Source organism: Streptomyces sp. NPDC060232, from assembly GCF_042726555.1.
In the GTDB taxonomy this organism is placed as follows: Bacteria; Actinomycetota; Actinomycetes; order Streptomycetales; family Streptomycetaceae; genus Streptomyces.
Genome location: NZ_JBHXAG010000004.1, coordinates 54,514 through 80,824, shown reverse-complemented (window position 1 = coordinate 80,824; position 26,311 = coordinate 54,514). Strand labels below are relative to the sequence as shown.

The following is a 26,311-nucleotide window of genomic DNA, read 5'->3' as shown; positions in this document are numbered from 1 at the left end:
GGGTCCATGCGTGCGCGTTACGGAGTACCCCTGAAAGCGGCTGCCGGAATCGCTGCGGTGGGGGCCGCGGGTGTGGCCTATGCCGCCGGTTTCGAGGCGCGGTCCTTCCGACTGCGCCGGATCACGGTGCCGGTGCTTCCCCGGGGGATGCGCCCGCTGCGCGTACTCCAGGTCTCGGACATCCACATGGTCGGCGGGCAGCGCAAGAAGCGCGCCTGGCTGCAGTCGCTGGCCGGCCTGCGCCCCGACTTCGTCGTCAACACCGGCGACAACCTCTCCGACACCGAGGGCGTCCCCGAGGTCCTCGACGCGCTCGGGCCGCTCATGTCCTTTCCCGGCGTGTACGTCTTCGGGTCGAACGACTACTACGGGCCGCGGCTGCGCAACCCGGGCCGCTACCTGGTCGAGAAGGTGCAGGGACGGCACGGCCTGAACGGCAACAAGCCGGTCGTCGGCGCCGTGCACAACCCGTGGGAGGAGATGCGGGACGCCTTCGACGCGGCGGGCTGGCTGAACCTCACCAACATCCGGGCCCGGATGAAGCTGGAAGGCCTGGAGCTGGCCTTCACCGGGCTCGACGACCCGCACATCAAGCGGGACCGCTACGAGAGCGTCGCCGGCGGCCCGGAAGCGGACGCGGACTTCTCGCTGGCCGTGGTGCACGCCCCGTATCTGCGCGTCCTGGAGTCCTTCACCGCCGACCGGTACCCGCTGATCCTCGCGGGCCACACCCACGGCGGGCAGCTGTGCATCCCCTTCTACGGCGCGCTGGTCACCAACTGCGACCTGGACACCGGGCGGGTGAAGGGGCTGTCCACGCACGAGGCGGCGGGCCACCGCTCCTACCTGCACGTCTCGGCCGGCTGCGGCACCAACCGCTTCACCCCGGTCCGCTTCGCCTGCCCGCCGGAGGCGACGCTCCTGACGCTGACCCCGAAGGAGTAGCCGCCGCGCGCCCGCTCCGCGAAAACCGGATTTCGTCTCCGGCGAGAGGTCCGCTAAAGTAATCGATGTCGCCAGGACAGCAACACTTCAGGGCGACGATCGGGGTGTAGCGCAGCTTGGCAGCGCGCTTCGTTCGGGACGAAGAGGTCGTGGGTTCAAATCCCGCCACCCCGACAGAGTAAGACCAGGTCAAGGGCCTGATCCGAGAAATCGGATCAGGCCCTTCCTGTGTTTGCGGGGGCTCGTCAGTAGGGGCGGGGCGACATGATGTGGGGCTCGATGGCCGGGGCCTCCAAGACGCAGCGGGGGATGCCCGGGCCCGGGGTGGCGCGGACGGAGACCTTCGTCGGGGGGTCCGTCGGCAGCTCGACGCAGACGGTCACGGGGTGGTCGTGGTGCGTCGTCGCGTGGCCGGTCTCCTTGCCGTCGACGAGGACCTCGACGACCGCGGGGTGGCCGGTCTGGACCGTGGCACTGACCGAGTGGCCCGCGTGGTCGATGTGGAAGTGATGCCGCCGTCGCATGAGACCGCCTCCCGCCGCTGCCCCCACATCCAGGGTAGCCAACAGCCCCCAGGTCCCGTCGTCGAAGGAGCGCCGCAGGCCAGGCGCGACTTTGATGACTGGACCTGGGCCCTGTGTGGAGTTCCGGCGCGGGAGAAGGAGCGGCGTCTGATGCCGTCGAATCCAAGGCGGAGGAGGGAGTCGACGCGGAGCGTCGGCGACTGACGACAACGCCGGAAGCGGCGGTGCCAGACGCCGCAACGCCGCGGGGGAACTCCAGACAGGACCCAGGGTCTGTATCGAGTTGCCCCGCGGCGTCGCGACGCCCGGCACGCACCCTCGGCGCACGAGCCGAATGTCCTAGTAGCTCCGCTACGAGGACATGCGTCCCGCACGCCGAGGGCACGCACCGAACGCCGCTCCTTGCTCCACGGGGCAACTCGATACAGACCCTAAGAGCTCCCGTGGAGCGCGGCCAGTTCCGTGCGGGCCAGGGCCGGCGGGTCCGGGGAGGGGCCCGCCGCGGCCAGGGCGGCGTCGAGGTGGTCGAGGACCGCTGCGACGGTGGGGAAGGGGCCGACCGGGCGGAGCAGCCAGATGCGGCCCCTGGGCCGTGGCGGGATGCCGAAGGCGGCGAGGGCCTCGTCGGCCTCCCGGTCGAGGTCGCGCAGGTCCGGCTCGGGCAGCGGGGCGCACTCCACGCCGGTGATGTGGCCGTGCCCGTCGAGTTCGGTGTCCACCGCCCAGTGGGTGGAGCGGTCGGGGATCCAGGTGCGGGCCGTCGGCGGCCACACGTACGGGAGGAAGACCCAGCGCAGGTCCTCGGGGGCCGGCTCCCAGCCGAGCACCTCCAGCTCCCGCAGTTCGGGCAGCCGGTCCGGCTCCAGTTCGCTGCGGCCGGTGCGGCGCTGTGCGAGCGGGTGCGGTGTTCCGTCCTCGTCCCACGACATGCGGGCACGCTATCCGAAGCGGTGACGGATCCCCGTGACCCGCGCCCCGGCGCCGCAGCGGCCCGAGCTCCGTCAGGCGTCCAGGGGGTTGGCCGCGATGCGGCCGGCCGCGCCGCCCGCGACGTACGCGGCGGCCGCGCAGTCGGGCTTGCGCCTGGCCTGGTCCTCCACGAGGGCGGTGAAGACGGGGCCGAAGCCGGCCCGCGGGTGGGCATCGAGGAGGCGGGCCGTGAAGGAGGGGTCGAACCCGGCAACGCGCGCGCCGGAGACGTCGGCGCTCGTGCCCACCTGGAGGAGGTGGCTCTCCACGTCCTCGGACGCGCCCACGTCGGCCCGCATGTGCCGGACGATGATCTCCTCGGCGCGGGCCCGGCGGTCCGCCGGCCAGCCCAGGCCCGCCGTCAGGACGCGCGCCACATGGCCGCCCGCCTCCTCGAAGGGCAGGGTGTGGCTGTCGAACGGCGCGGTCAGGCCCAGGTCGTGCAGGAGGGCCGCGACGTAGAAGAGCTCCTCGTCGTGGTCCAGGCCGTGGTCGGCCGCGTACCGCGCCCCGAAGGCGTAGGAGCGCACGGAGTGGTTGAGGAGCGCCGTGTCCGCGTACTCCGACGCGATCTCCAGGGCGGCCCGGGCTGAAGGGGTGTCAACTGTCCACGTCATGGCACGTCAGCGTAGGCGGCGGGTGAAGTCGACGTCCGAGGGGGGCTCCCCCGGCCAGGACAGCCGGGTCGGGGCGGGCGGGGTCTCGGCGAGGACGGAGCCGCGCGAGACCACGTACCGGGGGCGTACCTGGCGGCGGAGCGCCTCTTCGGGCGAGGGGGCGGGCAGGAGCACGAAGGAGGCGGGCGCGCCCTCGGTGATGCCGTACTCGCCGGCGCCGAGGCCGAGGACCCGCGCCGCACGGTCCGTCACCATCGAGAAGGCCACCGGGATGTCGTCGGCGCCGGTGAGCTGGGCGGCGTACAGGCCGACGAGGGCCGTCTGCAGCGGGTCGGCGGTGCCGAGGGCGTTCCACGGGTCCATCACGTCGTCGTGCCCGAAGGCCACGTTGACCCCGGCCGCCAGCATCTCCCGGACCTGGGTGAGGCCGCGCCGCTTGGGGTAGGCGTCGAAGCGCCCCTGGAGGTTGAGGTTGGCGAAGGGGTTGGCGACCAGGTTGATCCCCGAACGGGACAGGAGCCGCTGGAGTTTGAAGCTGTAGGCGCCGTTGTAGGAGCCCATCGCCGCGGTGTGGGAGGCGGTGGCGCGCTCGCGCAGGCCCGAGCGCAGGGCGAGGGTGGCCAGTACCTCCACGAAACGGGACTGCTCGTCGTCGGTCTCGTCGCAGTGGGCGTCCACGCGCAGCCCGTGCTCCTCGGCCACGGCGAAGGCGGTGTGCAAGGAGGCGACGCCGTCCTCGCGGGTGTCCTCGAAGTGCGGGATCGCACCGACGACGTCCGCCCCGCGCGCGACGGCTTCGCGCAGCAGCGCCTCGCCGTCGGGGAAGGAGACGATGCCCTCCTGGGGGAAGGCGACGATCTGCAGGGTCATCACGTCCCGCACCCGGTCGCGGACCTCCAGCAGCGCGTCGAGCGCGGTGAGGGACGGATCGGTGACGTCGCAGTGCGTACGGACGTGCAGGACGCCGCCCGCCGCCTGCCAGCGCAGCACCTCGGTGGCCCGCGCGACGACGTCCTCGCGGGTGAGGGTGCGCTTGCGCTCGCTCCAGCAGGCGATGCCCTCCCACAGGGTGCCGGAGGCGTTGGGCCGCGGCTCGCCGGCGGTCAGCGCCGTGTCGAGGTGGATGTGCGGTTCGACGAAGGGTGCGGTGAGCAGGCCGCCGTACGCCTCGACGAGGAGGCCGGTGGCCGGCGGTTCCTTCTGGTCGTCGTAGGGGATCACCCGCGCGATGCGGCCGTCCTCCCCGACCTCGACGTCGGACAGGCCTGGTGTGTGGAGCAGCCGGGCACCCCGGACGATCATCCGCATGGCGCCAGCGTACGGACGAGGGCGCGCGGCACGGCGCTCAGCCGCGCTTGGCCTGGGCCTTCTGCTGCATGCCGCGCGTCTTCGCCGCCGTGGAGTGCGCGTCCCGGAACGCTGCCTTCGCACGGGCCTCGGCCGCCGTGTTCTTCGCCAGCGCGCGCTCGGAGTCCTGGTGCACGTGGTGGCCGGTGCGAGCCTTCTTGGCCATGATCGTTCCTCCTTGGAGTACGGGTCCACTGTGCGCCCGTTCGGAGCAGTCGGCATCCTGGAGGGCGCTGCGGCAACAATGGGCGCATGACCAGCGACAGCGAGATCACCCCCGAGATGCCCGACTGGGAGAAGCGGTTCCGGGCGCCGCGCGTCGGGCTGCCCGACTGGGCCGAGGACGCCCCTGACCGTTCGCTCTTCGTCTCCAACGCGACCGGCACCTTCGAGCTCTACGCCTGGGACCGGGCCACCGGCGCGCAGCGGCAGGCCACCGACCGCCCCAACGGCACCACGGACGGGGCCCTCTCCCCCGACGGCGAGTGGATCTGGTGGTTCTCCGACACCGACGGCGACGAGTTCGGCACGTGGGTGCGCCAGCCCTTCGCGGGCGGCCCGGACGAGCCGGCCACCCCCGGCCTGGAGCCCTCCTACCCGGCGGGGCTGGCCATCGGGCGCGACGGCACCACCGTCGTCGGGCGCTGCACGGACGAGGACGGCTCGACCGTCCACGTGGTCCGCCCGGACGGGTCCGCGCCCACGGTGATCTACCGGCACCGGGAGTCCGCCGGCGTCGGCGACCTGTCGCACGACGGGACGCTCGTGGCCGTCGAGCACACCGAGCACGGCGACGCGATGCACTCGGCCCTGCGCGTCCTCACCCTCGACGGGGCCACCGTCGCCGAGCTGGACGACTCCCGGGGCGGGACGGAGGAGCTCGGCCTGGAAGTGCTGGGCTTCGCCCCCGTCGCCGGCGACACGCGGCTGCTCATCGGCCACCAGCGGCGCGGCCGCTGGGAGCCGCTGGTGTGGGATGTGTCGACCGGCGCCGAGCAGGAGCTCGCGATCGACCTGCCGGGCGACGTCAGCGCCGAGTGGTATCCGGACGGCTCCGCGCTGCTGATCGCGCACAGTTTCGAGGCGCGCAGCGAGCTGTGGCGCTACGACCTGGCCGCGGGGGAGCTCGTACGCGTGGACACGCCGCCGGGGTCGGTGACGGCCGCCACGGCGCGGCCCGACGGGACGGTGGAGTACCTGTGGTCCTCGGCCGCCGAGCCCTCGGCGGTACGGTCCACCGCGGGCGGCGTCGTCCTGGACCCGCCGGGCTTCAGGCCGCCGGGCTCGGTGCCGGTGGAGGACGCCTGGGTGGAGGGTCCGGGCGGCCGGATCCACGCGCTGGTGCAGCGTCCGGCGGGCCATGGCGACGGCCCCTTCCCGACCGTCTTCGAGCTTCACGGTGGGCCGGCCTGGCACGACAGCGACGCCTTCGCCGCGGCCCCGGCCGCCTGGCTGGACCACGGCTTCGCGGTGGTCCGGGTCAACTACCGGGGCTCGACGGGCTACGGCCGGGCGTGGACGGACGCCCTCAAGCACCGGGTCGGGCTGATCGAACTGGAGGACATCGAGGCGGTCCGCGCATGGGCGGTCTCCTCCGGTCTCGCGGACCCGGCGCGCCTGGTCCTGTCGGGCGGCTCCTGGGGCGGGTATCTGACGCTGCTGGGCCTGGGCACGCAGCCCGGGGCGTGGGCCGTGGGGCTGGCCGCCGTACCGGTCGCGGACTACGTGACGGCCTACCACGACGAGATGGAGGCGCTGAAGGCCCTGGACCGCACGCTCTTCGGCGGTACGCCGCAGGAGGTCCCGGACCGGTTCGAGGCGTCCTCGCCGCTGACGTACGTGGACCGGGTGACGGCCCCCGTGTACATCGCGGCCGGCGTCAACGATCCACGCTGCCCCATCCGGCAGATCGACAACTACGTGGACCGGCTCGCGGCGCGCGGGGCGGTGCACGAGGTGTACCGGTACGACGCGGGGCACGGTTCGCTGGTCGTGGAGGAGCGGATCAAGCAGGTCCGGATGGAGCTGGAGTTCGCGCTGAAGCACCTGCCCGCCCGACCCTGAGGCCCGGTGGCCGGTGCGCCCCCCGTACCGTGGTGGGGTGCACCGGTTTCTCCTGACCCCGCGCTGGTGGGGGATCAACGTCTTCGTCGCGCTCGCGGTCCCCTTCTGCCTGTTCATGGGGTCCTGGCAGCTCGGCCGGTTCGAGGCGCGCGTCGACAGCCACCGGGAGGCGACCGCCGAACGGCCCGACCAGGTGGCCGCGCCTCTGGACTCGCTGCTCCCGGTCGACACGCAGACCTCCGGACGGCTGGCGTCCGCGTCCGGTGAGTACGGCGAGCAGATGCTGGTGCCGGAGCGGCGGCTCGACGGCGCGTCCGGTTTCTACGTCCTGACGCTGCTGAAGACCGACTCCGGCAAGGCCGTCCCGGTGGTCCGGGGCTGGCTGCCGGGTGTGGCGGACCCCGCGAAGGCGCCAGCCGCGCCGACGGGCCGGGTCGAGGTGACGGGCGCCCTCCAGGCCTCGGAGAACGCGGGCACGAAGGGGGTCCACGCCCAGGGCGGTCTGCCCTCCGGGCAGCTCGGCGTGATCGCGGCGGCCACGCTGGTCAACCTCGTCCCGCACGACCTGTACGACGCTTGGCTGACCGTGCAGACCCCGGCGGACGGGATGCTGCCGGTGCCCGCGCAGGCTCCGACCAACACCGGGCTCGACCTGAAGGCCTTCCAGAACCTCGGCTACACCGGCGAGTGGTTCGTCTTCGTCGCCTTCGTGCTCTTCATGTGGTTCCGGCTCTACCGCCGCGAGGTGGAGACGCTCCGCGACGCGGAGGCGGGCCTGCTCGACCCGTCCGCGCCCGCGCCGGCCGCGGACTCGGCCCCTGCCGCTGCCGCGACCGTGACCGCGCCCGCCTCTGATGATCAGTCGGCGACGGGGATCGCACCCGTGCGGTAGACCGTGCCGCCGCAGGCGTCGGGGATCGACGTCCGCGTCGTCGGTGCGCCGCCGGTCTGCGGGGTGTGGGACACCTCGACCGTGCTCGGCGCCTGGGGCGCGGCCGTCTGGGACTCCGACGCCACCCCGCTGCCCAGGGTGCCCGACGTGCCCCCCGAGCCGGTCTGCGGCGGCGTGCCGCCCCCGGTCGAGCCGCTCGCCGTACAGGGCTCGCCCGGCGGCACCCACGCGAAGCGGACCTCGTAGGACTTGTTCGGCGGGAGCACCACCACCGGCGCCTCCGCCGACGGGTCGGGCAGCAGCCCGCTGCCCGGACCGCCCGCCGTGTGGTCGACCACCGCGACCCCGGCGCCCGGGCCGAGCGTCGCGACGGGCGTGGAGGCCGCGGTCACGGCGTCCCGGCCGGCGACCGCGCAGCCCTGGGACGAGACGTTGGTGACCCGGAAGCCGCCCGCCACCCGGCCGTCGCCCTCCGGATTGCGCACGAAGCCCACGACGCCGAGCTGCTCGGCACCGCACCCGGGCACGCCCGGCGCGGCCACCGGCGGCAGCGGGCCCGCGCCCGCCCCCGAGCCGGCCGCGGAACCGGCCGGTCCGCCCGAGGTGCCGGTGCCCGCCGGCCCGGAGGTCATGCCGCCCGCGGGGGCGCCGCCCTGCGAGGGGTCCGGCTGCCCGGTGGCGCCGCCCGCGTCCGGGGAGCCGCTGCGGGAGCCGCCGGCCTTCGGGTAGGACCCGTATCCGTTCAGGTGCGGGTCGGACGCGCTGCCCCGCCCGTCGCCGGAGTGCGCCTCGTGGCCGGCCATGGCCTGGCGGTCCGGGGAGGTGCCCCCGTCGCCGCTCAGGTGCAGGGCGGCCGGGATCGCGGTCCCCGCGAGCAGCGCGGCCGCGGCCGCGCCGACGACGGCCCGGCGCCTGCGGGCCCGGCGTGCGGGGACGGCGTACCGCAGCCGCTCCAGCGCGTCCTCGGAGGGCTGGAGGCCCTCGACGGCGCCGCGCAGGAGGATGCGCAGCTCCTCTTCGCCGCTCGCGCCGTCAGGCGCCGTGTGGTCGTCCATCATGACTGCGCAGCCTCCATCGCCACCCGCAGCGCGGCAATGCCCCGCGATCCGTACGCCTTGACCGAGCCGAGCGATATCCCGAGGGTCTCGGCGACCTGGGACTCCGTCATGTCCGCGAAGTAGCGCAGCACCAGCACCTCGCGCTGGCGGCGCTGCAGCCCCCGCATCGCCTTGATCAGGTCGTCGCGTTCCAGCTGGTCGTAGGCGCCCTCTTCGGCGCTCGCCATGTCCGGCATGGGCTTCGACAGCAGCTTGAGGCCGAGGATGCGCCGGCGCAGCGCGGAACGTGAGAGGTTCACGACGGTCTGGCGCAGGTACGCCAGGGTCTTCTCGCGGTCGCGGACCCGGTTGCGGGCCGAGTGCACCCGGATGAACGCCTCCTGCACCACGTCCTCGCAGGAGGCGGTGTCGTCGAGGAGCAGCGCTGCGAGGCCGAGGAGGGAGCGGTAGTGCGCCTGGTAGGTCGCCGTGAGGTGGTCGACGGTGGTGCCGGCCACCACGTCGGCGACGACCGGATCGGTCACGGCCGGATCGGTCACGGCCACGGCGGTCACGGCCTTGTCGGCCAAGGCCTCGGCCTCGGAGGTCGCGTCCGTGCCGCTCCCGTCCGCCTCAGCGCTGTCGCGCTGCGCGGGCACGAGGCCGCCCGGGAGTGGTGCGTCGGCCCGGGCGGGAGCCTCGGGGGTCCCCGTCGGCGGGACGGGAACGATCACGGGAAGACCGCCGCCGGGCGTACGGAGATCCCGGCGCGGCGGGAGGATCCCCGTGCGTGCCGGTAGGACGGCCAGTTCGAGCAGTGCCTCTGCCACGCCTGTAGGACACGCGTCCCCCCGTCAGGGTTGTACGCGCGTGGAAGCTCCACCGGAGAAATCCGTATTGCGCTCATGCGTACCCGCTCTTCCCGATTGCCCCGTCCAGCGAAACGGCAGTCGGGCCATCACCTTGATCAAGGGATCGGCACCGATCCTACAAAGCGAATTACGCACATTCACCTGCGATCAGTTCCGCGATCTGTGTGGCATTCAGCGCCGCCCCCTGGCGGAGATTGTCGGCGCACACGAAGAACTCCAGGCCGTAGGGGTCGTCGAGCGAGGCCCGCACCCGCCCCACCCAGGCAGGATCCGTCCCGGCGGCGTCGACGGGAGTGGGGAACTCCCCCGCGGCGGGGTCGTCCACGAGCACCACGCCGGGCGCGGCCTCCAGGATCTCCCGGGCGCGTGCGGCCTTCACCTCGTTCTGGAAGCCGGCCCGCACCGCCAGCGAATCCCCGGTCAGCACCGGCACCCGCACGCAGGTCACGGATACCGGGAGCGTCTCCAGCTGGAGGATCCGGCGGGTCTGCGCCCGTACGGCCAGCTCGTGCGAGGACCAGCCGTCCTCGTTCAGCTCGCCGCACCACGGCACCACATTGAGGGCCAGGGGGGCCGCGAAGGGGCCCGTGTCCTCGCCCACGGCACGGCGCACGTCGCCGGGTTGCTCGCCCAGGGCGGTCCCGGCGACCAGCGACAGCTGGCGGCGCAGCGCCTCGGAGCCGGCCCGGCCGGCGGCGCTGGCCGCCTGGTACGTGGAAACGGCCAGCTCCGTCAGGCCGTACTCGGCGTGCAGGGCGCCCAGCGAGGCGATCATCGCGGCGGTGACGGTGTCCGGGGCGGCGACGATCCCGCGCGGCCGGATCCGCGCCGCGTGGGCGTTGGTCTCGGGTACCACGAGCGGCACCTCGGGATCGTCCCGGAAGGCGGCGGACTGGTCGACGACGACCGCCCCGCGGGCGGTGACGACGGGGGCCCACCGGGCCGAGACCTCGGCCGGGGTCAGGAAGACCGCGACGTCGCCCGGCCCGAGGCCGTCGAAGGCGTCCTCGGTGAGGGCGAGCACCTCGCACTCCTGCCCGCGGACGGACAGCATGCGGCCGGCCGAGCGCACGGAGGCGATCAGGCGTATGTCGCCCCAGACGTCCGCCCGCTGGGACAACATCCGGAGCAGGACCGAACCGACTGCTCCGGTCGCCCCGACGACGGCGAGTGCCGGAGCCGGGGTCGACCGGGGCGCCGTCATCGTCCGGTGCCTCCGTAGACGACGGCCTCGTCGCTGTCGGAGTCGAGGCCGAAGGCCGTGTGTACGGCGCGGACGGCCTCGTTGACGTCGTCCTGGCGGGTCACGACCGAGATGCGGATCTCCGAGGTGGAGATCAGCTCGATGTTGACGCCCGCGTCGGACAGCGCCTGGAAGAACGAGGCGGTGACGCCCGGGTTCGTCTTCATGCCGGCGCCGACCAGGGAGATCTTGCCGATCTGGTCGTCGTAGCGCAGGGAGTCGAAGCCGATCGCGCCCTTCGCCTTCTCCAGGGCGTCGATGGCCTTGTGGCCCTCGGCCTTGGGAAGCGTGAAGGAGATGTCGGTGAGGCCCGTCGAGGCCGCGGAGACGTTCTGCACGATCATGTCGATGTTGATCTCGGCGTCCGCGATGGCGCGGAAGATCGCCGCGGCCTCACCCGGCTTGTCCGGGACGCCGACGACCGTGATCTTGGCTTCGGAGACGTCGTGAGCGACTCCGGAGATGATGGCGTGCTCCACCTGCGCGTCCCCTTGCGGATTCTCGTTGCTGACCCAGGTGCCCGGAAGTCCGGAGAAGGACGAGCGGACGTGGATCGGGATGTTGTAGCGGCGCGCGTACTCGACGCAGCGGTGCAGCAGCACCTTGGACCCGGAGGCCGCGAGCTCCAGCATGTCCTCGGAGGAGATCCAGTCGATCTTCTTCGCCTTCTTCACGACGCGGGGGTCCGCGGTGAAGACGCCGTCGACGTCGGTGTAGATCTCGCAGACCTCGGCGTCCAGCGCTGCGGCGAGCGCCACGGCGGTGGTGTCCGAACCGCCGCGGCCCAGGGTGGTGATGTCCTTGGAGTCCGCGGACACGCCCTGGAAACCGGCGACGATGGCGATGTTGCCCTCGTCCAGCGCGGTGCGGATACGGCCCGGCGTGACATCGATGATGCGCGCTTTGTTGTGGACCGAGTCGGTGATGACGCCTGCCTGGCTGCCGGTGAACGACTGGGCCTCGTGCCCCAGGTTTTTGATCGCCATGGCCAGCAGGGCCATGGAGATCCGCTCTCCGGCGGTCAGCAGCATGTCGAATTCGCGCCCGGCAGGCATCGGTGAAACCTGCTCGGCGAGATCGATCAGCTCGTCCGTCGTGTCGCCCATCGCGGACACCACGACGACCACTTGGTGGCCGTTCTTCTTGGCGTCCACGATCCGCTTGGCGACGCGCTTGATGCCCTCGGCATCGGCTACGGAGGAGCCTCCGTACTTCTGCACGACAAGGCCCACGTGCGCTCCTCGCTCAGTCCGTCTCATTGCTGGTGCAGTGTAACGAGCGCCCGGGATCCGACCGCCTCGTGCCACATCATGAGACGAAAAGATCAAAGTCCGGGTTCCCGCGGCGGACGCTCACTTGCGGCCGAGGCCGCCGAGTTCCTCCGCCATCACCTTTCCCGCCTGCTCCGCGAGGTCGTCCTCGGTCAGGTCCTCGTCCGTGTCCAGGCCGTCCAGGGCCGCCAGCGGCTGGTCCAGGCGTACGTGCGAGATCAGGGACTGCAGGGCGCGCAGGGTGGCCGAGGCCGTCGGGCCCCAGTTGGTGAAGTACGAGAACTGCCACCACCACAGGGCCTCCGTGATGCGCCCCGCCTGGTGGTGGATGAGCCCGTGCCGCAGGTCCGCGACCACGTCGGCCAGGTCGTCGGAGATCCGGTGGGCGACCGGAGCCTTGCGCGGCTCGTAGGGGTCGAAGACCTCGGAGTACACGTCGACCGGCTCCAGCATGATCGCGAACCGCTCGCGCAGGTCGTCGACGTCCGGCTCCGGGCCGAGGTCGGGCTCGTAGCGCTCGTCCGGCAGCACGTCCTGGTACGCCCCCAGCCGGCCGCCCGCCAGCAGCAGCTGGGACACCTCCAGGAGGAGGAAGGGCACCGCGCTGTCGGGGTCCTCGCCCTTGGCGACCTCGGTGACGGCGACGATGAACGACTCGATCTGGTCCGCGATCGAGGCGGCGAAGTCGTCCGGATCCTGGCCGAGAGCGTGCAGCATTGCGTCAGACATCGAGAAGTCGCCTTCCTTCAAAGGCCCGCCCCAGCGTGACCTCGTCCGCGTACTCCAGATCTCCCCCGACGGGGAGCCCGCTGGCCAGGCGGGTGACCTTCAGGCCCATGGGCTTGATCATGCGGGCGAGGTAGGTGGCGGTCGCCTCGCCCTCCAGGTTCGGGTCGGTGGCGAGGATCAGCTCGGTCACCTCGCCGTCCGCCAGGCGCGCCAGCAGCTCGCGGATGCGCAGGTCGTCCGGACCGACGCCCTCGATCGGGCTGATCGCGCCGCCGAGGACGTGGTACTTCCCCCGGAACTCGCGGGTCCGCTCGATCGCGACCACGTCCTTGGGCTCCTCGACGACACAGATGACCGTCGCGTCCCGGCGCGGGTCGCGGCAGATGCCGCACCGCTCCTCCTGCGCCACGTTCCCGCACACGGCGCAGAAGCGGACCTTGTCCTTGACCTCCAGCAGCGCGTGCGCGAGGCGGCGGACGTCGGTGGGCTCGGCCTGCAGGATGTGGAAGGCGATCCGCTGCGCGCTCTTGGGCCCGACGCCGGGCAGCCTGCCCAGTTCGTCGATCAGGTCCTGGACCACGCCTTCGTACAACGGACTGCCTTCTTTCGTCGGATGGGAGAGAACGGGGGACGCAGGAGGGTCCTGCTAGAACGGCAACCCCGGAATGCCGCTGCCGCCGCCCAGCCCCTGCGCGAGGGGGCCCAGCTTCTGCTGCTGGAGCGCCTGGGCGTTCTCACCCGCGGCCTGGACCGCCGCGACCACGAGGTCGGCGAGCGTCTCGGTGTCCTGCGGGTCCACGGCCTTCGGGTCGATCACCAGCGCGCGCAGCTCACCGGAGCCCGTGACGGTCGCCTTGACCAGGCCGCCGCCGGCCTGGCCCTCGACCTCGGTCCGCGCCAGCTCCTCCTGGGCCGCGGCGAGGTCCTGCTGCATCTTCTGGGCCTGCTGGAGCAGCTGCTGCATGTTGGGCTGGCCACCACCGGGAATCACAGGGCACTCACTTCCGTACGTCGGTACCGTCGGGACCTTCGCGGCCCCGAGACCTTCGGAACGCTTGGTCAATCCGAGCCTACGTGCTCCTCGCGCGCCGCGCCCTACGCTGAGAGGACCAACTCTTTCGAGTGAGAGTCGGGGCCTGCGCGTACCTGATGGAGACCTCCTTGCGAGCGGAAATCGCGGGATTCGTCGTCCATCGCCCGTCATTCGAAGGTAGGAAGAGCATGCGCATCATTGCGCACACGCGCACCACCACACGTCAGCGCAGGCAGAGGGAGTGCCGGGTGAGCCAGCCGGAGATGCAGCCCGAGGGGCCACCCCGGGATCCCCGGGAGGAAGGCGGCGGACCGATGCCGGCGGGCGATCTGACCGGTCGGCCCTTTCCCCTCGGGGACTGGGGGGAGCCCGCGGAGCGGCTCGACGAGCTCTACCGGCGGGTCGAGGCCGACGCGCTGCGCACCGCCGAGTGGTACCTGTCCGACCGGGCGTGGAAGCGCCGCGGGGCGCGCGTCCTGCGCGTCGGCGCGGCCCTGGGCGCCGTCACCGGCGCCGCGATGCCGGTGCTGGAGCTGACGGGCTCGGCGCCGGGCGGGTCGACGTACGGGTACCTGGCGCTGCTGCTGGGCGCGGCCGCGCTGGCCTGCGACCGGTTCTTCGGGCTGACGTCGGGGTGGATGCGGGACGTGGCCACCGCCCAGGCGGTGCAGCGCAGACTCCAGACCCTCCAGTTCGACTGGGCGTCGGAGAACGTCCGCGAGGTGCTCGGTCCCACCGAGGGAACCGCCAGCGAGGCCGCCGAGCGGTGCCTGACCGTGCTGCGCCGCTTCTCCGAGGACATCACGGAGCTGGTGCGGTCGGAGACGGCGGACTGGATGGTGGAGTTCCGGGCCGGCCCCGCGCCGCTGGTGATGCAGTCGCTGGGGGCCTCCGGGGCCCGCGCGGACGCGTACATCCCGCCGGCCCGCTTCCCGCTGCCGCCGGGCACCCGCCCGAACATGCCGCGCCAGCGGCCGCCGGAGCAGCCGCGCTGATCCGGCCGAGCTGACCGGCGGGCGGGGCCGCCCCGCCCGCCGGTCAGCTGAAGATGATCATCGAGCCCTGTCCGAGACTGCGCGTCGCCGCGGCGTGCAGTCCCAGCCAGACGTGCCGCTCACGGGCGAAGGGACTGCCGTCGTAGGGGATCGGTCCCGCGGGCTCCTCCAGAGACGTCGGCCGCCCCGGCGGCGCCGGCGCCGCGGGCGGGTTCCCCGGGTCTATCCCGATGGCGGGGGCGACGAACAGAAGCTCCCTCAGCAGCCCCTGCGCGGACCCCAGCGGTCCGCCTCCGGCCAGCAGCTCCTCGTTCGCCAGCGGCGCCGCGAAGTCGACCGGTACGTACGCGCCCGCGTGGTCGTAGTGCCACACCAGGTGCGACTGCTGCGCGGTGGGCTCGAACATCTCCAGCAGCTGTTCGTAGTCCCCGCCCAGCTCGTCCACCGGGGTCACCGGCAGACCGCAGAGCTGGAGCAGATAGGCCCGTCTCAGGAAATGCAGGGCGTCGTAGTCGAAACCGGCGACCGGGGCGACGTCCCCGCTCAGACCCGGCATGTACGCGAACACGGGCACGGACGGGAGTCCGGCCTCACCCAGCGCCTTGTCGTACGAGGCGATCTCTTCCGCGAAGGGGTTGTCGGGGCTGTGGCACAGCACGTCGACAAGGGGGACCAGCCACAGGTCACAGGCCACTCGGGCTCCGATCAGTCGTTGTCGCCGATGCGGTCAGCGTAGTGTGCCGAACACCCTCCGCGAAGGGGTGCGCAGAACTACAGGATGCGGAACGCCCCCGGGGTCAGAGCCGGGCGGCCCAGGCCAGCGCGTGCTCGTTGTAGCCCTGCACGATGCGGCGTACCGCGTCGGCGTCCGCCAGCGTCACGGCGTCGACCAGAGCGCTGTGCCCGTCCCAGAGCGCTTCCCGCAGCTGCTCCTCGCGCTGGAGGTGGGGGACGGCGAAGACCCAGCACTGCACGCGGATGCGGTGCAGGAACTCGGTGATGTAGGTGTTGGCCACCAGCCCGCTCAGCTCCCGCCAGAAGCGCAGGTCGTAGCCGATCAGCACTTCCAGGGAGCCGCTCTCGGCCGCCCTGCGCGCCTCCTCGCCCCGGCGCCGCACCGACACCAGCATCTCGCCGGAGCCGGGGGCGGTGCCCCGCTCGGCGAGGCGGCGGAAGATGCCGTCCACGACCAGCGCACGGGCCTCGATCATTCCGCGGAAGTCGTCGACCGAGAAGATCCGCACGCGGAAGCCGCGGTGCTGGACCAGTTCGAGCAGACCCTGGGCCGAGAGGTCCACGAGCGCCTCGCGCACCGGGGTCGCGGAGACCTCGTACTGCTCGGCTATCTGCTTGACGGTGAACTCGGTCCCCGGAGGCAGGCGTCCCGCGAGCACCTCGTCACGCAGCGCGTCCGCGATCTGCTGGCGAAGTGTGTTGCGGGTGACAGCGCCGCTGCCTGGCATAGGGGTCCGTCTCCTGTCGTAGAGCTCCGGACACCATAGGCCAGACAGCGAGGCCGAAACCGGACGGTTGGTGGTGGTTATGTGTGGATCCGACCTGCTGTGAAGACGAGAATCACACCGGCGTGAACCGGCCACCGAGATCCAGCCGTCGTCCCGCCGTCGGCTGGCCGCGCCGTGCGGCGCGCCGTCCGGCCGCGCCGCCCGGCGCCCGGCTACGCGGTGGTGTGGCGGTCGGCGACCGTCAGCGCCTCGTCCAGCAGGGCCAGGCCCTCCTTCGCCTCCGCCTCCGTGACGGTGCACGGGGGGACCACGTGGGTGCGGTTCATGTTGACGAAGGGCCACAGCCCGGACGCCTTGCAGGCCGCCGCGAACTCGGCCATCGGGGCGTTGTCCGCACCGGCCGCGTTGTACGGGACGAGCGGCTCGCGCGTCTCCTTGTCGCGTACGAGCTCCAGGGCCCAGAAGGCGCCGAGGCCGCGGACCTCGCCGACCGAGGGGTGGCGCGCGGCGAGTTCGGCGAGCGCCGGGCCGATCACGTTCTCGCCGAGGTGGGCGGCGTGCTCGACGACGCCCTCCTCCTCCATCGCGGTGATCGTCGCGACCGCGGCGGCGCAGGCCAGGGGGTGGCCGGAGTACGTCAGTCCGCCCGGGTAGGGGCGCGTGGCGAAGGTCTCGGCGATGGCGGCCGAGATGGCCACGCCGCCGAGCGGCACGTAGCCGCTGTTGACGCCCTTGGCGAAGGTGATCAGGTCGGGGGTGACGTCCCAGTGCTCGACGGCGAACCACTTGCCGGTACGGCCGAATCCGGCCATGACCTCGTCGAGGATGAAGACGATGCCGTGGCGGTCGCAGAGCTCGCGGACGCCCGCGAGGTAGCCGGCGGGCGGCACCATGATCCCGGCGGTGCCGGGGACGCTCTCCAGGATGATCGCCGCGATCGACTGCGGGCCCTCGAAGGCGATCGTGTCGGCGAGGTGGGTGAGGGCGCGCTCGCACTCCTCGGCCTCCGTGGTCGCGTGGAAGGCGGAGCGGTAGAGGTACGGGCCCCAGAAGTGCACGACGCCGGCGGCGGCCGTGTCGGACGGCCAGCGGCGCGGGTCGCCGGTCAGGTTGATCGCGGCGGCGGTGGCGCCGTGGTAGGAGCGGTAGGTGGAGAGCACCTTGGCGCGGCCCGTGTGCAGACGGGCCATGCGGACGGCGTTCTCGACGGCCTCGGCGCCGCCGTTGGTGAAGAAGATCTTGTCCAGGTCGCCGGGGGTCCGCTCGGCGATGAGGCGTGCGGCCTCGGAGCGGACGTCGACGGCGAAGCCGGGCGCGAGGGTGCAGAGCCGGGCGGCCTGCTCCTGGATCGCGGCGACGATCTTGGGGTGCTGGTGGCCGATGTTGGTGTTCACCAGCTGTGAGGAGAAGTCGAGGTAGCGCTTGCCCTCGTAGTCCCAGAAGTAGGAGCCCTCGGCCCCCGCGACGGCGAGCGGGTCGATCAGGGCCTGGGCGGACCATGAATGGAAGACGTGCTTCCGGTCCGCGTCCTTCACGGCGGCAAGAGCGTGCGGGGCGTGCGGGGCGACATGAGGGGTCATGGCGACACGCTAGAAGTGTGCAGGTGGGGAGGGATATCGGCGGACTGTCTGAGGGTGGCGGGCCGGTCTCGGCAGTCTGTCTGCGCCTCCGGGTCACCCGCTCCCCGTATTGACAGCATCCTGTCGTTATGACAGTCTCTTGTCATAGGCGCTTTTCGCGGAAGGGCCGGCACGGACGGCTCGCGCCACGCACCGCAAGCACCCCGCGGCCGGCCACCCCTGGACCACTCCGGGCCCACTCGGACCCACTGCGAGCGCCGCAGGCACCTGGCACCACCGACGCTGGAGGCGACACACCATGAGCGAGACCGCAGCACACAAGCCCGTCCACCTCGCGGTCTACGACACCTACGCGGACTGGGAGACCGGCCACACCACCGCGCACCTCACCCAGCGGGGCCACGTCGTGCGGACGGTCGGCTTCGCCGCCGAAGCGCCCGTCACCACCATGGGCGGCATCCGCATCCAGCCTGACCTGGGGCTCGCCGATCTGCGACCGGAGGACTCCTCCTTGCTGATCCTCACCGGCGCCTCCCTGTGGGACACGGGCGACGAGCTGGCACCCTTCGCGGCGAAGGCCCGCGAGTTCCTGGCCGCCGGGGTGCCGGTCGCGGCGATCTGCGGGGCCACCGCCGGCCTCGCCCGCGAGGGCCTGCTGGACGACCGCGCCCACACCAGCGGGGTCTCCTTCTACCTGGCGGAGCAGCCGGGCTACGGCGGCGCCGAGAACTACGTCGAGGCCGACGCGGTGACCGACGGGGACCTGATCACGGCGGGCCCGACGGAGCCGGTCGCCTTCGCCCGCGAGGTCTTCGCCCGCCTGGGCGTCTACAAGCCGGACGTACTGGACGCCTGGTACGGGCTCTTCCACGACTCGGACGAGAGCGCGTACCCGGTCCTGATGGCGGCATCGGCGGCGGGCGATGCTTGAGCCGCCGGCGCCTGCCGGGTCGGCCCGGACCCGGCAGGACCTGCTGAGCCGCACCGCGCTCGGGGTGTTCCGGCTGAACGGCCAGTTCCTCTCCCTCTCCGAGGAGCTGGCACGTCCCGCCGGACTCACCGCCGCCTGGTGGCAGGTGCTGGGAGCGGTGCTGCGGGAGCCGCTGCCCGTCGCGGGGATCGCCCGGAACATGGGGATCACCCGGCAGAGCGTCCAGCGCATCGCGGACCTGCTCGTCGCCAAGGGCCTCGCGGAGTACACGCCGAACCCCGCCCACCGGCGGGCGAAGCTGCTGCGGCCGACGGAGGAGGGCCGCGCGGCGGTGGACCGGATCGGCCCGGGGCACGCGGCGATGGCCGCCCGCCTCGCGGCGGAGCTGGGTGACACGGCCTTCGCGGAGACGGTCCGGGTCCTGGAGCGCCTCGCCGCGGCGCTGGACACGCTGCCCGCGCCGCGCGATCCGGCGGATCAGGCGGATCAGGCTTAGGGGCGGCGTTCGGGGCTTGCCGGACCCGGCCCTCCTGGGTTCCCGGCCCTCTTGGGTTCGGGCCTCGGCGGCGCCCGCCGGGAGGCAACCGGCGGGCGCCGCCCGCCGTCCTTCCCAGCGGAGCTGTTCGGCCAGCAGGGGGAGGACCACCCGGCCATGGAACAACTGCATCCGCACGACCCGCACCGCATCGGCCCCTACCGCCTGCTCTCACGGCTCGGCGCCGGAGGGATGGGCCAGGTCTACCTCGCCCGATCCGACCGCGGCCGCACCGTCGCGGTCAAGCTCGTCCACCTCGGGCTCGCCGCCCGCGAGGAGTTCCGCATCCGGTTCCGCCAGGAAGTCGACGCGGCCCGTCGGGTCGGCGGCGAGTGGACCGCCCCGGTCCTCGACGCCGACACCGAGGCGCCGGCCCCCTGGTTCGCCACCGGCTACGTCGCCGGGCCGAGCCTGCGCCGGGTCGTGGCCCACGACTTCGGCCCGCTGCCGGACCGATCGTTGCGGATCCTGGCCGCGGGCCTGGCGCACGCCCTCCAGGACATCCACCGCGCCGGCATCGTCCACCGCGACCTGAAGCCCTCGAACGTGCTGATCACCCTCGACGGGCCCCGTGTCGTCGACTTCGGCATCGCCCGCGCCCCCACCGGGTACGCCGCCGGCCTGCCCCGGGCCGGCGAAGCCATCGGCTCCCCCGGCTTCATGGCCCCCGAGCAGATCCGCGGCGAGCCGGTGACCGCCGCGTGCGACGTCTTCTGCCTGGGCGCGGTCCTGGCGTACGCGGCCACCGGGCGGCTGCCCTTCGGGGACGCGGCGCAGCCGGGCGGCCTTCCGGCGCTCCTGCTGCGCAGCACCGAAGCGGAACCCGACCTGGCCGGCGTACCGGCCGAGCTGCTCGACCTCGTACGGGACTGCCTGCACCCGGATCCCGGTGCGCGGCCCGGGCCTGCCGAGGTACTGGCCCGGGTCGGCGGCGACGACACCGTGGCCGACGGGAGGGCGCTGGAACCCTGGCTGCCAGCCCCTCTGGTGGCGCGGCTCGGGCGGCACGCCGTACAGCTGCTGGACCGTGAGGACGCCGGGCCGGACCGTGCGATGCCGGCGCTGCCGACGCTGCCGCCCTCCTACTCCGCGTGCCCGCTGCCGGAACCGGAACCTCTGCCCCGGCCCTGGACGGCGTCCACCGCCCTGCTCCTCGCGGTCGCCGCTGTCGTCGCGGTCCTGTCGGCCGGCACCGTGTACGCGGTCATGAGCGGGGCGGAGGATCCGCGACCGCCCGTCACGAGCCCCCGTACGCAGGCGACGACCGGCTCGGGACCGGCCGCCGCTTCGGGTTCCGATTCCACTTCTGCTTCTGCTTCTGCTTCTGCTTCTGCTTCACCGTCTGCTTCCGCCATGGGGTCCGCGCCGTCCTCGGCCCCGGCGGCCGACGGCCTGCCCGAGGCCTACGTCGGCACCTGGCAGGCCGTCCGCGGCAGCCAGACCTGGCGGCTCATTCTCGCGCCCGGCGGCGTCGGCGAACAGGTGATGTCCCTGGCCGTCCAGGACCCCGGTTTCGCCTGCGCCTGGACCGCGGCACTGCGCAGCGCCCCCGATCCCGTGGAGCTGGATGCCTCCACCGTCACCTCGGGCGCGCCGCCGACCTGCACGGCGGGCAGCCGTAGCCGGCTCCGGCTGCTGCCCGACGGCGCCCTGCGCAGGGAGCTCGCGGGCGGTGACAGTCCCCCGCTCGACTACCGCAGGCAGTGACCGGCACGGCTTGTGTCGAGGTCAATGAGCCTGCAGGAAAGCTTGTTGTCCGCGCGACGACGGTTACTCGGACGAGGAGCCCGTGCGCGTGCTCCGCATCCTGACCGACGGGGACCACGCCTTCACCGAGGTCGAGATGCCCCAGGAACACGTCGTCTACCGGGCCGTCTCCCTGTTGCCCGGGCGCGACGGGGAGATCGTGGAGGCGCGGAAGTAACGGAACCAGCGGACCAGCCCCGGCCAGGACCCCGCCCCGAGCTGGCGGGCCGGATACGTCGAACCCCTGGTGGCAGTCTGAGCCGCGCGCTCACCGCTCTCCTCGGCGCGACCGGGGTCCTTGCGCTCGTGGTCCGCGTGCTGCTGACCGCGGCCGGGCCGGGCGCATACGTGTACGCCCCCTCGCGGGCCCGGCGGTTCTTCGCGCCGCCGCGCGTGCGGCGGGGGCTGGACCGGGCGACGGGGGTCGTCCTGATCGGCAACGGTGTGCGGGCGCGGCGACGTGACGGCCCGGGAGCGGTCGGTCAGGCCGTCGGCCCGGCCGCTCCGAGCCGGTCCAACTCCTCACCGATCGCGGCCCGCAGCGTGTCGTGGCGTGGTCCCAGCGCGTACCGCTCGTCGCGCCAGCACTCCTCCTCGTAGAGCCACACGGGCCGCCTGACACGGTCGTCGGGTTCCCAGTCGTAGCGGGGCCAGACGTGGGTGTGGAGGTAGGGGTCGGTGTTGCCGAGGATCTCGATGTTCACCCGGCGGAAGGCCGGGTCGAGCCGCGCGCAGGCCCGCTCGACGGCCTCGGCCAGCCGCTCGGCGTCCGCGAGGTAGGCGCCCCTGCGCGGTCGGGGCAGGTCCGAGAGCCGGGTCACGGCCGGGTCGTCGGTCAGCAGTACCGAGTAGCCGGGGAGGAACTGCCGGTCCCCGATGACCGCGAAACCGGCGTCGAGGCGGCGCAGGACGGTGGGGTTCGCCCCGCGGTGCGCGCTGCCGATGCGGTCGCTGCGCCAGTCGTCGTCACTCACTGGTGACCTCCATGTCGCCTGCGCCGGGCGGGTGTCGGGTGCCTGACGGTGTGCACCGCGGCGCGCCGTGCCGTGCCGTGCCGTGCCTCCGAAGTATCCCCCGTCATACCTGAGAGCTAGGCGCGAACACAGCTCCGCGGCGGGACGCCGACGAGGGGCCCGGATTCCTAACTTCAGGAGTGGAGAGGGGCGCTGACGGCCCTTCCGGGCGACCGAGGGAACAGACCATGACGAGGGCGACGGCGACGGCGACGGGAACGGGAACGGGCACGGCACGGGCTGCGGGGGCGGCTGGCGGAGTCGGCGCGGGCGGGGTGGCGTGCGGCTCCGGGAGGGCGCGGGCTCAGGCGCGGGGTGGGCGGCTGCGCCGTACGCTGCTGGCCTCTCTGGTCGCGGCAGCCGTGGTCGTCCCGGTGTCCGCCGCCGCCTCCGCGCAGGCTCCCGCCCCAACGCCCACCGTGTTCGCCAGGGACGTCCCACCCCAGGACCGTTATGCCGCCAACCGCGACAACCTCGCCGAGGCGGTCCGGATAGCCCAGGGCGCCGGCCGCTCCGCCCGCGCCGGCCGGCTGCGGGCCATGGCGGCGGGCGGCACGGCGCAATTCCTCGCCTTCGACGGCCGCAGCCGGGGCCGGTTGGTCGAGGTGTTCGGCGAGTTGGAGACCGCCGACCGGATCGCTGTCCTGGTGCCCGGCTCCGACACCACCCTCGACACGTACGAGAGGTTCCGGTCCGGGGCGGTGGCCCTCCAGCAGCGCCTCCAGGCCGGGAATCCCCGCTCCGCCGTGGTCGCCTGGCTCGGGTACGACACCCCGGGCACGGTCAGCACGACCGTGCTGACCGCCGGCCGGGCCGACGAGGCCGCGGCCGAACTGGCGGCGTTCCTGGACTGGTTGCGGGACATGGCTGCGCCCGGATCCCGGCTGTCGCTGCTCTGCCACTCCTACGGCTCCGTCGTCTGCGCCCGGACTCGGACGGGCCCCGCGGTCGGCGACATGGTCTTCTACGGCAGCCCGGGCACGGGGGCCGGATCCGTCCGGGAGCTGCCGACCGCGGCCCGGGTCTGGGCCGGGCGCGGCGGCGCCGACTGGATAGCCGGCGTGCCGCACGTCCGGCTCGGCGGGGTCGGCTTCGGCACCGACCCGGTCGACCCCGCCTTCGGTGCGCGGGCCTTCGCCGCCGGAGCCGGGGGCCACAGCGACTACCTGAAGGCGGGGAGCCGTTCTCTCGACGCCCTGGCCGCCATCGTCCTCGGTACCGCTCCCTCCCAGGGGGCCTCCCATGCATGAGCTCCGCGCCCGCTGGTCCGCTCTGGCGGCGGGCATCGACGCGGCCACGCCGGCCGGCCGGGACCGTACCGTGGACGCGCTGCGGGCCCTCGCGATCCTCGGGGTGGTGCTCGGTCACTGGCTGGTCACCTCCCTGACCGCCACCGACGGCGCTCTGCACGGCACCAGCCCACTGGTGCACCTGCCCTGGCTGGCACCGGTGTCCTGGGTGTTCCAGACGCTGGCCGTCTTCTTCCTGGTCGGCGGCCATGTCGCCGCCCTCGGGTACGCCTCGGCGCGCGAGCGGGGCGTCTCGTACGGGGCCTGGGTGGGGCAGCGGCTGGGACGGCTGTTCCGGCCGGTCCCCGCGGTGCTCGTCCTGTGGACGGTCGTGGCGGGCGGGATGCTCATCGGCGGGGTGGGATTCGACACGGTGCGGACGCTGGTCAAGCTGGTCCTGTCGCCGCTGTGGTTCCTGCTGGTGTTCGCCGCGCTCACCGCCGCGACCCCGGTCGTGGCCCGGCTCGGCCCACTGTGGCCGGCCGCCGTGGTGGCGGGTGTCGACCTGGGGCGCTTCGGACTGGGCGGGCCCGAGTGGATCGGCTGGGTCAATGTGGCCGCGGGCTGGCTCGTGCCCTTCACGCTGGGCGCTGCGTGGGCGCGCGGAGCCCTCGTCCGGCGCGGCCGGCTCTGGCTCCTGGTCGGCACCGGTGCCACGGCCACCCCAGCGCTGATCCTGTGGGGCGGGTATCCGGCGTCCATGGTGGGCGTGCCGGGAGCGGCGATCTCGAACCTGAACCCGCCGACCCTCGCCGCGGTCGCGTTCGGGCTGGCCCAGTGCGGGCTGGCGCTGCTGGTCCGCGACCGGCTGGCCCGGCTCATGACGCGGCCGGCGGCCTGGGCGAAGGTGGCACTGGTGAACCTGTCCGCCATGACGGTCTTCCTGTGGCACCAGACCGCCATGATGGCCGTCACCGCCCTCGGGCTGCTGGTGTCGGCCGACCTGCCCGGGCTGCACACCGTGCCCGACTCGGTGGGCTGGATAGCGGCCCGGGTGGCGTGGCTGCCGGTGTTCACGGCCGCGCTGGGACTCTGCTGGGCGGCGTTCCGCGTCCACGAACGGGCCCGGCGCCCCCGCCCGGCCACGGTCACCGCCGCCCGCCGTGTTCCGGGGGCGTCCGCCAGGGAGGCCACGCATGCCTAGGCTGACCGACGTGAACGATCAGCGCGTGCCCCTGGCCGAGCCGAAGACCTCCGAAGCCGCCGCGGGAGCCGGACCGCGTCTGTCGTTGGCCCTGGAGCTGACCACGCTGCGGCGCGATCCGCTCCCCAGGGTGGGGCGGCCGCGGTGGCTCGCCCGGCTGCCGCACGTACTCGTCGCCTATGCCGCGGTGTTCTTCGGGTTCCTCACCACCGAGCAGCTCATGGACCACTACCACGTCAAGGGCGGCTCCCCGCTGGCTGTCGCGCTGTTGACGGCGCTGTCCATCTGGCTGGCGATGTTCCGCCCTATCGCCGCCTGGTGGCTCGCCCTGCTCGCGGCGGGCTGGATCGCCTGGATGATCCACGACCACGTCGGGCAGGGCCAGACCTGGCCCTGGACGCCCGGCGGGATGTTCGCGTTCGCTCCGGTGCTGCTGCTGGTCGCCCTCCGGGTGCCACCGCGGGTGACCATATGGGTCGTCGGCATCTCGGTCGCCCTCACCGGGGCGGCGGAGCTGGTCCTCCATCCCGACGGGAGCCAGATCACCTCCCTGGGAGCCGTCGTCCTCTTCGGCTTCGTCGGGCTCCTCGGCTACGCGCTGCGCGCCCTGCGGCTGGCCCGCGGCGAACTGGTCGAGCAGGAGACCCTCACCGCGGAGGAGCGCGCCCGGCGCACCGTGCTGGAGGAGCGCAGCCGCATCGCCCGCGAGCTGCACGACGTCGTCGCGCACCACATGTCGGTGATCTCCATCCAGGCGCAGGTCGCCCCGCACCTCGTGGACAACCCCTCCGAAGAACTCAAGGAGAACCTGGCGGGCATCCGGGAGAACGCGTTGGACGCCCTCACCGAGTTGCGGCGGGTACTGGGCGTGCTGCGCTCCGAACAGCCCGGTGATCCCGCGGCCCCTCAGCATCCGCAGCCGACCCTGGCCGAGTTGGACGGCCTCGTGGACAACGTGCGCGGGGCGGGGCTGGACGTCACCACCGCGGTCGCGGGCATCCGCCGGGCGCTGGCGCCCGGCGTGGAGCTCACCGCGTACCGGATCGTGCAGGAGGCGTTGAGCAACTGCCTCCGCCACGCGCCCGGTTCGCAGGTGGAGGTCGGTGTCGCGTACGGGCCGCGCGAGCTGCACCTGTGCGTCGCCAACAGCGCGCCGACCCGGCCGGCCCCGCCCTCGCAGGGAGCGGGGCACGGGCTGCTGGGGATGCGGGAGCGGGCGGGCATGCTGGGTGGCGAACTGGCCGCGGGCCCACGCCCCGACGGCGGGTACGAGGTCAGCGCAGTGCTCCCGACAGACCCCCAGAACCCGCCCGCCGGCCCCGGCGCCGCCGCCGGCCCCGAGACGAAGAAGGCCCCATGAGCACCCCGATCAAGGTGATGATCGCCGATGACCAGATGATGGTGCGGCAGGGCTTCACCGTGCTTCTCAACGCCCAGCCCGACATAGAGGTCGTGGGGCAGGCCGTGGACGGGGCGGACGCCGTCGCGAAGGTCGCCGAGCTGGCCCCGGACGTGGTGCTGATGGACATCCGCATGCCCGGCATGGGCGGCATCGAGGCCACGTCCGTGATCACCCGCGTTCCCGACGCCGCGGTGAAGGTGCTCGTGCTGACCACCTTCGACCTCGACGAGTACGTGTACGAGGCGCTGCGGGCCGGCGCTTCGGGGTTCCTGCTGAAGGACGCCTCGGCCGATCAGCTCGCGGAGGCGGTACGGGTGGTGGCGGCCGGTGAGGCGCTGCTCTCGCCCAACATCACGAAGCGGCTGATCACGGAGTTCTCCCGGCTGGGGGCGCCGCGCGCGCCGTCGCGGGCCCGGATCGACGTGCTGACCGAGCGGGAGACCGAGGTGCTGTCGCTGATCGCCCAGGGCCTGTCGAACGCGGAGATCTCCGAGCACCTGGTCCTGGCCGAGCAGACGGTGAAGACCCATGTGAGCCGGATCCTGGTGAAGCTGGGGCTGCGGGACCGTACGCAGGCGGCGGTGTTCGCGTACGAGAGCGGTCTGGTCCGTCCGACGGGCTACTGACGGACCCGTGTAGTACTTGAGAGGGACCCGGGGAAATCCCCATC

General features: G+C 73.1%; 28 protein-coding genes and 1 tRNA gene. 13 read left to right on the top strand and 16 right to left on the bottom strand.

The window, feature by feature from the left end; all coding sequences use genetic code 11:
• Positions 1 to 6 precede the first annotated feature (6 nt).
• The gene (locus ACFWFZ_RS08745) at positions 7 to 945 is read left to right on the top strand and encodes a metallophosphoesterase (protein ID WP_387118613.1); all 939 of its coding nucleotides are present in this window, start codon (positions 7 to 9) and stop codon (positions 943 to 945) included.
• A gap of 100 nt (positions 946 to 1,045) precedes the next feature.
• Positions 1,046 to 1,119 (top strand) — tRNA-Pro (locus tag ACFWFZ_RS08740).
• 71 nt (positions 1,120 to 1,190) lie between these two features.
• On the opposite strand, the gene ACFWFZ_RS08735 is transcribed toward ACFWFZ_RS08740, so the two are convergent.
• The 5 genes from ACFWFZ_RS08735 to ACFWFZ_RS08715 all read right to left on the bottom strand — a co-directional run bounded on the left by ACFWFZ_RS08735 (position 1,191) and on the right by ACFWFZ_RS08715 (position 4,568).
• Positions 1,191 to 1,469, bottom strand: coding sequence for a hypothetical protein (locus ACFWFZ_RS08735; protein ID WP_387118610.1), 279 nt, complete (start codon positions 1,467 to 1,469; stop codon positions 1,191 to 1,193).
• A 431-nt stretch (positions 1,470 to 1,900) separates the two neighbouring features.
• Positions 1,901 to 2,398 carry a DUF5956 family protein gene (locus tag ACFWFZ_RS08730; RefSeq protein WP_387118608.1) on the bottom strand — a complete coding sequence of 166 codons (498 nt, stop codon included), beginning with the start codon at positions 2,396 to 2,398 and terminating at the stop codon, positions 1,901 to 1,903.
• Between the two features lie 72 nt (positions 2,399 to 2,470).
• On the bottom strand, positions 2,471 to 3,055 hold the full coding sequence (locus ACFWFZ_RS08725; protein WP_387118604.1) for an HD domain-containing protein: 585 nt from the start codon (positions 3,053 to 3,055) through the stop codon (positions 2,471 to 2,473).
• 6 nt (positions 3,056 to 3,061) lie between these two features.
• Positions 3,062 to 4,363: a cytosine deaminase gene (codA, locus tag ACFWFZ_RS08720; RefSeq protein ID WP_387118601.1), complete on the bottom strand. Its 1,302-nt coding sequence runs from the start codon at positions 4,361 to 4,363 to the stop codon at positions 3,062 to 3,064.
• Positions 4,364 to 4,400: 37 nt separating this feature from the next.
• Positions 4,401 to 4,568 carry a hypothetical protein gene (locus tag ACFWFZ_RS08715; RefSeq protein ID WP_387118598.1) on the bottom strand — a complete coding sequence of 56 codons (168 nt, stop codon included), beginning with the start codon at positions 4,566 to 4,568 and terminating at the stop codon, positions 4,401 to 4,403.
• Between the two features lie 86 nt (positions 4,569 to 4,654).
• On the opposite strand from ACFWFZ_RS08715, the gene ACFWFZ_RS08710 reads away from it, so the two are divergent.
• Positions 4,655 to 6,466: a S9 family peptidase gene (locus ACFWFZ_RS08710; protein ID WP_387118595.1), complete on the top strand. Its 1,812-nt coding sequence runs from the start codon at positions 4,655 to 4,657 to the stop codon at positions 6,464 to 6,466.
• Positions 6,467 to 6,503: 37 nt separating this feature from the next.
• Positions 6,504 to 7,358: an SURF1 family protein gene (locus ACFWFZ_RS08705; protein ID WP_387118592.1), complete on the top strand. Its 855-nt coding sequence runs from the start codon at positions 6,504 to 6,506 to the stop codon at positions 7,356 to 7,358.
• Here the strand turns inward: ACFWFZ_RS08705 and ACFWFZ_RS08700 are convergent.
• The 7 genes from ACFWFZ_RS08700 to ACFWFZ_RS08670 form a co-directional block, all read right to left on the bottom strand.
• A complete protein-coding gene (locus ACFWFZ_RS08700) occupies positions 7,325 to 8,416 on the bottom strand; it encodes a hypothetical protein (protein ID WP_387118589.1) in 1,092 nt (363 codons plus the stop codon). The genes ACFWFZ_RS08705 and ACFWFZ_RS08700 overlap by 34 nt on opposite strands.
• Positions 8,413 to 9,225, bottom strand: a complete 813-nt coding sequence (locus ACFWFZ_RS08695) for a SigE family RNA polymerase sigma factor (protein WP_387118586.1) — start codon at positions 9,223 to 9,225, stop codon at positions 8,413 to 8,415. The genes ACFWFZ_RS08700 and ACFWFZ_RS08695 overlap by 4 nt, the downstream gene beginning before the upstream one ends.
• Before the next feature lie 169 nt (positions 9,226 to 9,394).
• Positions 9,395 to 10,471 carry an aspartate-semialdehyde dehydrogenase gene (locus ACFWFZ_RS08690; RefSeq protein WP_387118583.1) on the bottom strand — a complete coding sequence of 359 codons (1,077 nt, stop codon included), beginning with the start codon at positions 10,469 to 10,471 and terminating at the stop codon, positions 9,395 to 9,397.
• Entirely contained in the window at positions 10,468 to 11,742 is a 1,275-nt protein-coding gene (locus ACFWFZ_RS08685) for an aspartate kinase (protein WP_053626973.1), read from the bottom strand. The genes ACFWFZ_RS08690 and ACFWFZ_RS08685 overlap by 4 nt, the downstream gene beginning before the upstream one ends.
• A 120-nt stretch (positions 11,743 to 11,862) precedes the next feature.
• On the bottom strand, positions 11,863 to 12,510 hold the full coding sequence (locus ACFWFZ_RS08680) for a DUF5063 domain-containing protein (RefSeq protein ID WP_387118580.1): 648 nt from the start codon (positions 12,508 to 12,510) through the stop codon (positions 11,863 to 11,865).
• Positions 12,503 to 13,102, bottom strand: coding sequence for a recombination mediator RecR (gene recR / locus ACFWFZ_RS08675; RefSeq protein WP_030648057.1), 600 nt, complete (start codon positions 13,100 to 13,102; stop codon positions 12,503 to 12,505). The genes ACFWFZ_RS08680 and recR overlap by 8 nt, the downstream gene beginning before the upstream one ends.
• Positions 13,103 to 13,156: 54 nt before the next feature.
• Positions 13,157 to 13,501, bottom strand: a complete 345-nt coding sequence (locus ACFWFZ_RS08670) for a YbaB/EbfC family nucleoid-associated protein (RefSeq protein WP_075970649.1) — start codon at positions 13,499 to 13,501, stop codon at positions 13,157 to 13,159.
• 290 nt (positions 13,502 to 13,791) lie between these two features.
• On the opposite strand from ACFWFZ_RS08670, the gene ACFWFZ_RS08665 reads away from it, so the two are divergent.
• Positions 13,792 to 14,538, top strand: a complete 747-nt coding sequence (locus ACFWFZ_RS08665; RefSeq protein WP_387118575.1) for an SLATT domain-containing protein — start codon at positions 13,792 to 13,794, stop codon at positions 14,536 to 14,538.
• A gap of 43 nt (positions 14,539 to 14,581) precedes the next feature.
• Here the strand turns inward: ACFWFZ_RS08665 and ACFWFZ_RS08660 are convergent, their stop codons facing one another.
• The 3 genes from ACFWFZ_RS08660 to ACFWFZ_RS08650 form a co-directional block, all read right to left on the bottom strand.
• Positions 14,582 to 15,232: a hypothetical protein gene (locus ACFWFZ_RS08660; RefSeq protein ID WP_046777816.1), complete on the bottom strand. Its 651-nt coding sequence runs from the start codon at positions 15,230 to 15,232 to the stop codon at positions 14,582 to 14,584.
• Between the two features lie 103 nt (positions 15,233 to 15,335).
• Positions 15,336 to 16,001 (bottom strand): GntR family transcriptional regulator, encoded by a 666-nt coding sequence (locus ACFWFZ_RS08655; RefSeq protein WP_387118572.1) that lies wholly within the window; start codon positions 15,999 to 16,001, stop codon positions 15,336 to 15,338.
• Positions 16,002 to 16,213: 212 nt separating this feature from the next.
• Positions 16,214 to 17,581: an aspartate aminotransferase family protein gene (locus ACFWFZ_RS08650; RefSeq protein WP_387118569.1), complete on the bottom strand. Its 1,368-nt coding sequence runs from the start codon at positions 17,579 to 17,581 to the stop codon at positions 16,214 to 16,216.
• A gap of 298 nt (positions 17,582 to 17,879) precedes the next feature.
• On the opposite strand from ACFWFZ_RS08650, the gene ACFWFZ_RS08645 reads away from it, so the two are divergent.
• The 4 genes from ACFWFZ_RS08645 (at position 17,880) to ACFWFZ_RS08630 (ending at position 20,971) form a co-directional block, all read left to right on the top strand.
• Positions 17,880 to 18,512, top strand: coding sequence for a DJ-1/PfpI family protein (locus ACFWFZ_RS08645; protein WP_387118566.1), 633 nt, complete (start codon positions 17,880 to 17,882; stop codon positions 18,510 to 18,512).
• Entirely contained in the window at positions 18,505 to 19,008 is a 504-nt protein-coding gene (locus tag ACFWFZ_RS08640) for a MarR family winged helix-turn-helix transcriptional regulator (RefSeq protein WP_387118563.1), read from the top strand. The genes ACFWFZ_RS08645 and ACFWFZ_RS08640 overlap by 8 nt, the downstream gene beginning before the upstream one ends.
• 156 nt (positions 19,009 to 19,164) lie before the next feature.
• Entirely contained in the window at positions 19,165 to 20,754 is a 1,590-nt protein-coding gene (locus ACFWFZ_RS08635; RefSeq protein WP_387118560.1) for a serine/threonine-protein kinase, read from the top strand.
• A gap of 88 nt (positions 20,755 to 20,842) precedes the next feature.
• On the top strand, positions 20,843 to 20,971 hold the full coding sequence (locus ACFWFZ_RS08630; RefSeq protein ID WP_387118558.1) for a hypothetical protein: 129 nt from the start codon (positions 20,843 to 20,845) through the stop codon (positions 20,969 to 20,971).
• A gap of 304 nt (positions 20,972 to 21,275) precedes the next feature.
• Here the strand turns inward: ACFWFZ_RS08630 and ACFWFZ_RS08625 are convergent, their stop codons facing one another.
• A complete protein-coding gene (locus ACFWFZ_RS08625; protein ID WP_387118555.1) occupies positions 21,276 to 21,767 on the bottom strand; it encodes an HIT family protein in 492 nt (163 codons plus the stop codon).
• Between the two features lie 227 nt (positions 21,768 to 21,994).
• Here ACFWFZ_RS08625 and ACFWFZ_RS08620 point away from each other — a divergent pair, with 227 nt between their 5' ends.
• The 4 genes from ACFWFZ_RS08620 to ACFWFZ_RS08605 are packed head-to-tail and all read left to right on the top strand — an operon-like array spanning position 21,995 to position 26,267.
• Positions 21,995 to 23,056, top strand: coding sequence for an alpha/beta hydrolase (locus ACFWFZ_RS08620; protein WP_387118552.1), 1,062 nt, complete (start codon positions 21,995 to 21,997; stop codon positions 23,054 to 23,056).
• The gene (locus ACFWFZ_RS08615; RefSeq protein WP_387118549.1) at positions 23,049 to 24,239 is read left to right on the top strand and encodes an acyltransferase; all 1,191 of its coding nucleotides are present in this window, start codon (positions 23,049 to 23,051) and stop codon (positions 24,237 to 24,239) included. The genes ACFWFZ_RS08620 and ACFWFZ_RS08615 overlap by 8 nt, the downstream gene beginning before the upstream one ends.
• Before the next feature lie 10 nt (positions 24,240 to 24,249).
• A complete protein-coding gene (locus ACFWFZ_RS08610) occupies positions 24,250 to 25,599 on the top strand; it encodes a sensor histidine kinase (protein ID WP_387118545.1) in 1,350 nt (449 codons plus the stop codon).
• Positions 25,596 to 26,267, top strand: a complete 672-nt coding sequence (locus tag ACFWFZ_RS08605) for a response regulator (protein ID WP_387118542.1) — start codon at positions 25,596 to 25,598, stop codon at positions 26,265 to 26,267. Before ACFWFZ_RS08610 ends, ACFWFZ_RS08605 begins: the two co-directional genes overlap by 4 nt.
• Positions 26,268 to 26,311: the final 44 nt, after the last annotated feature.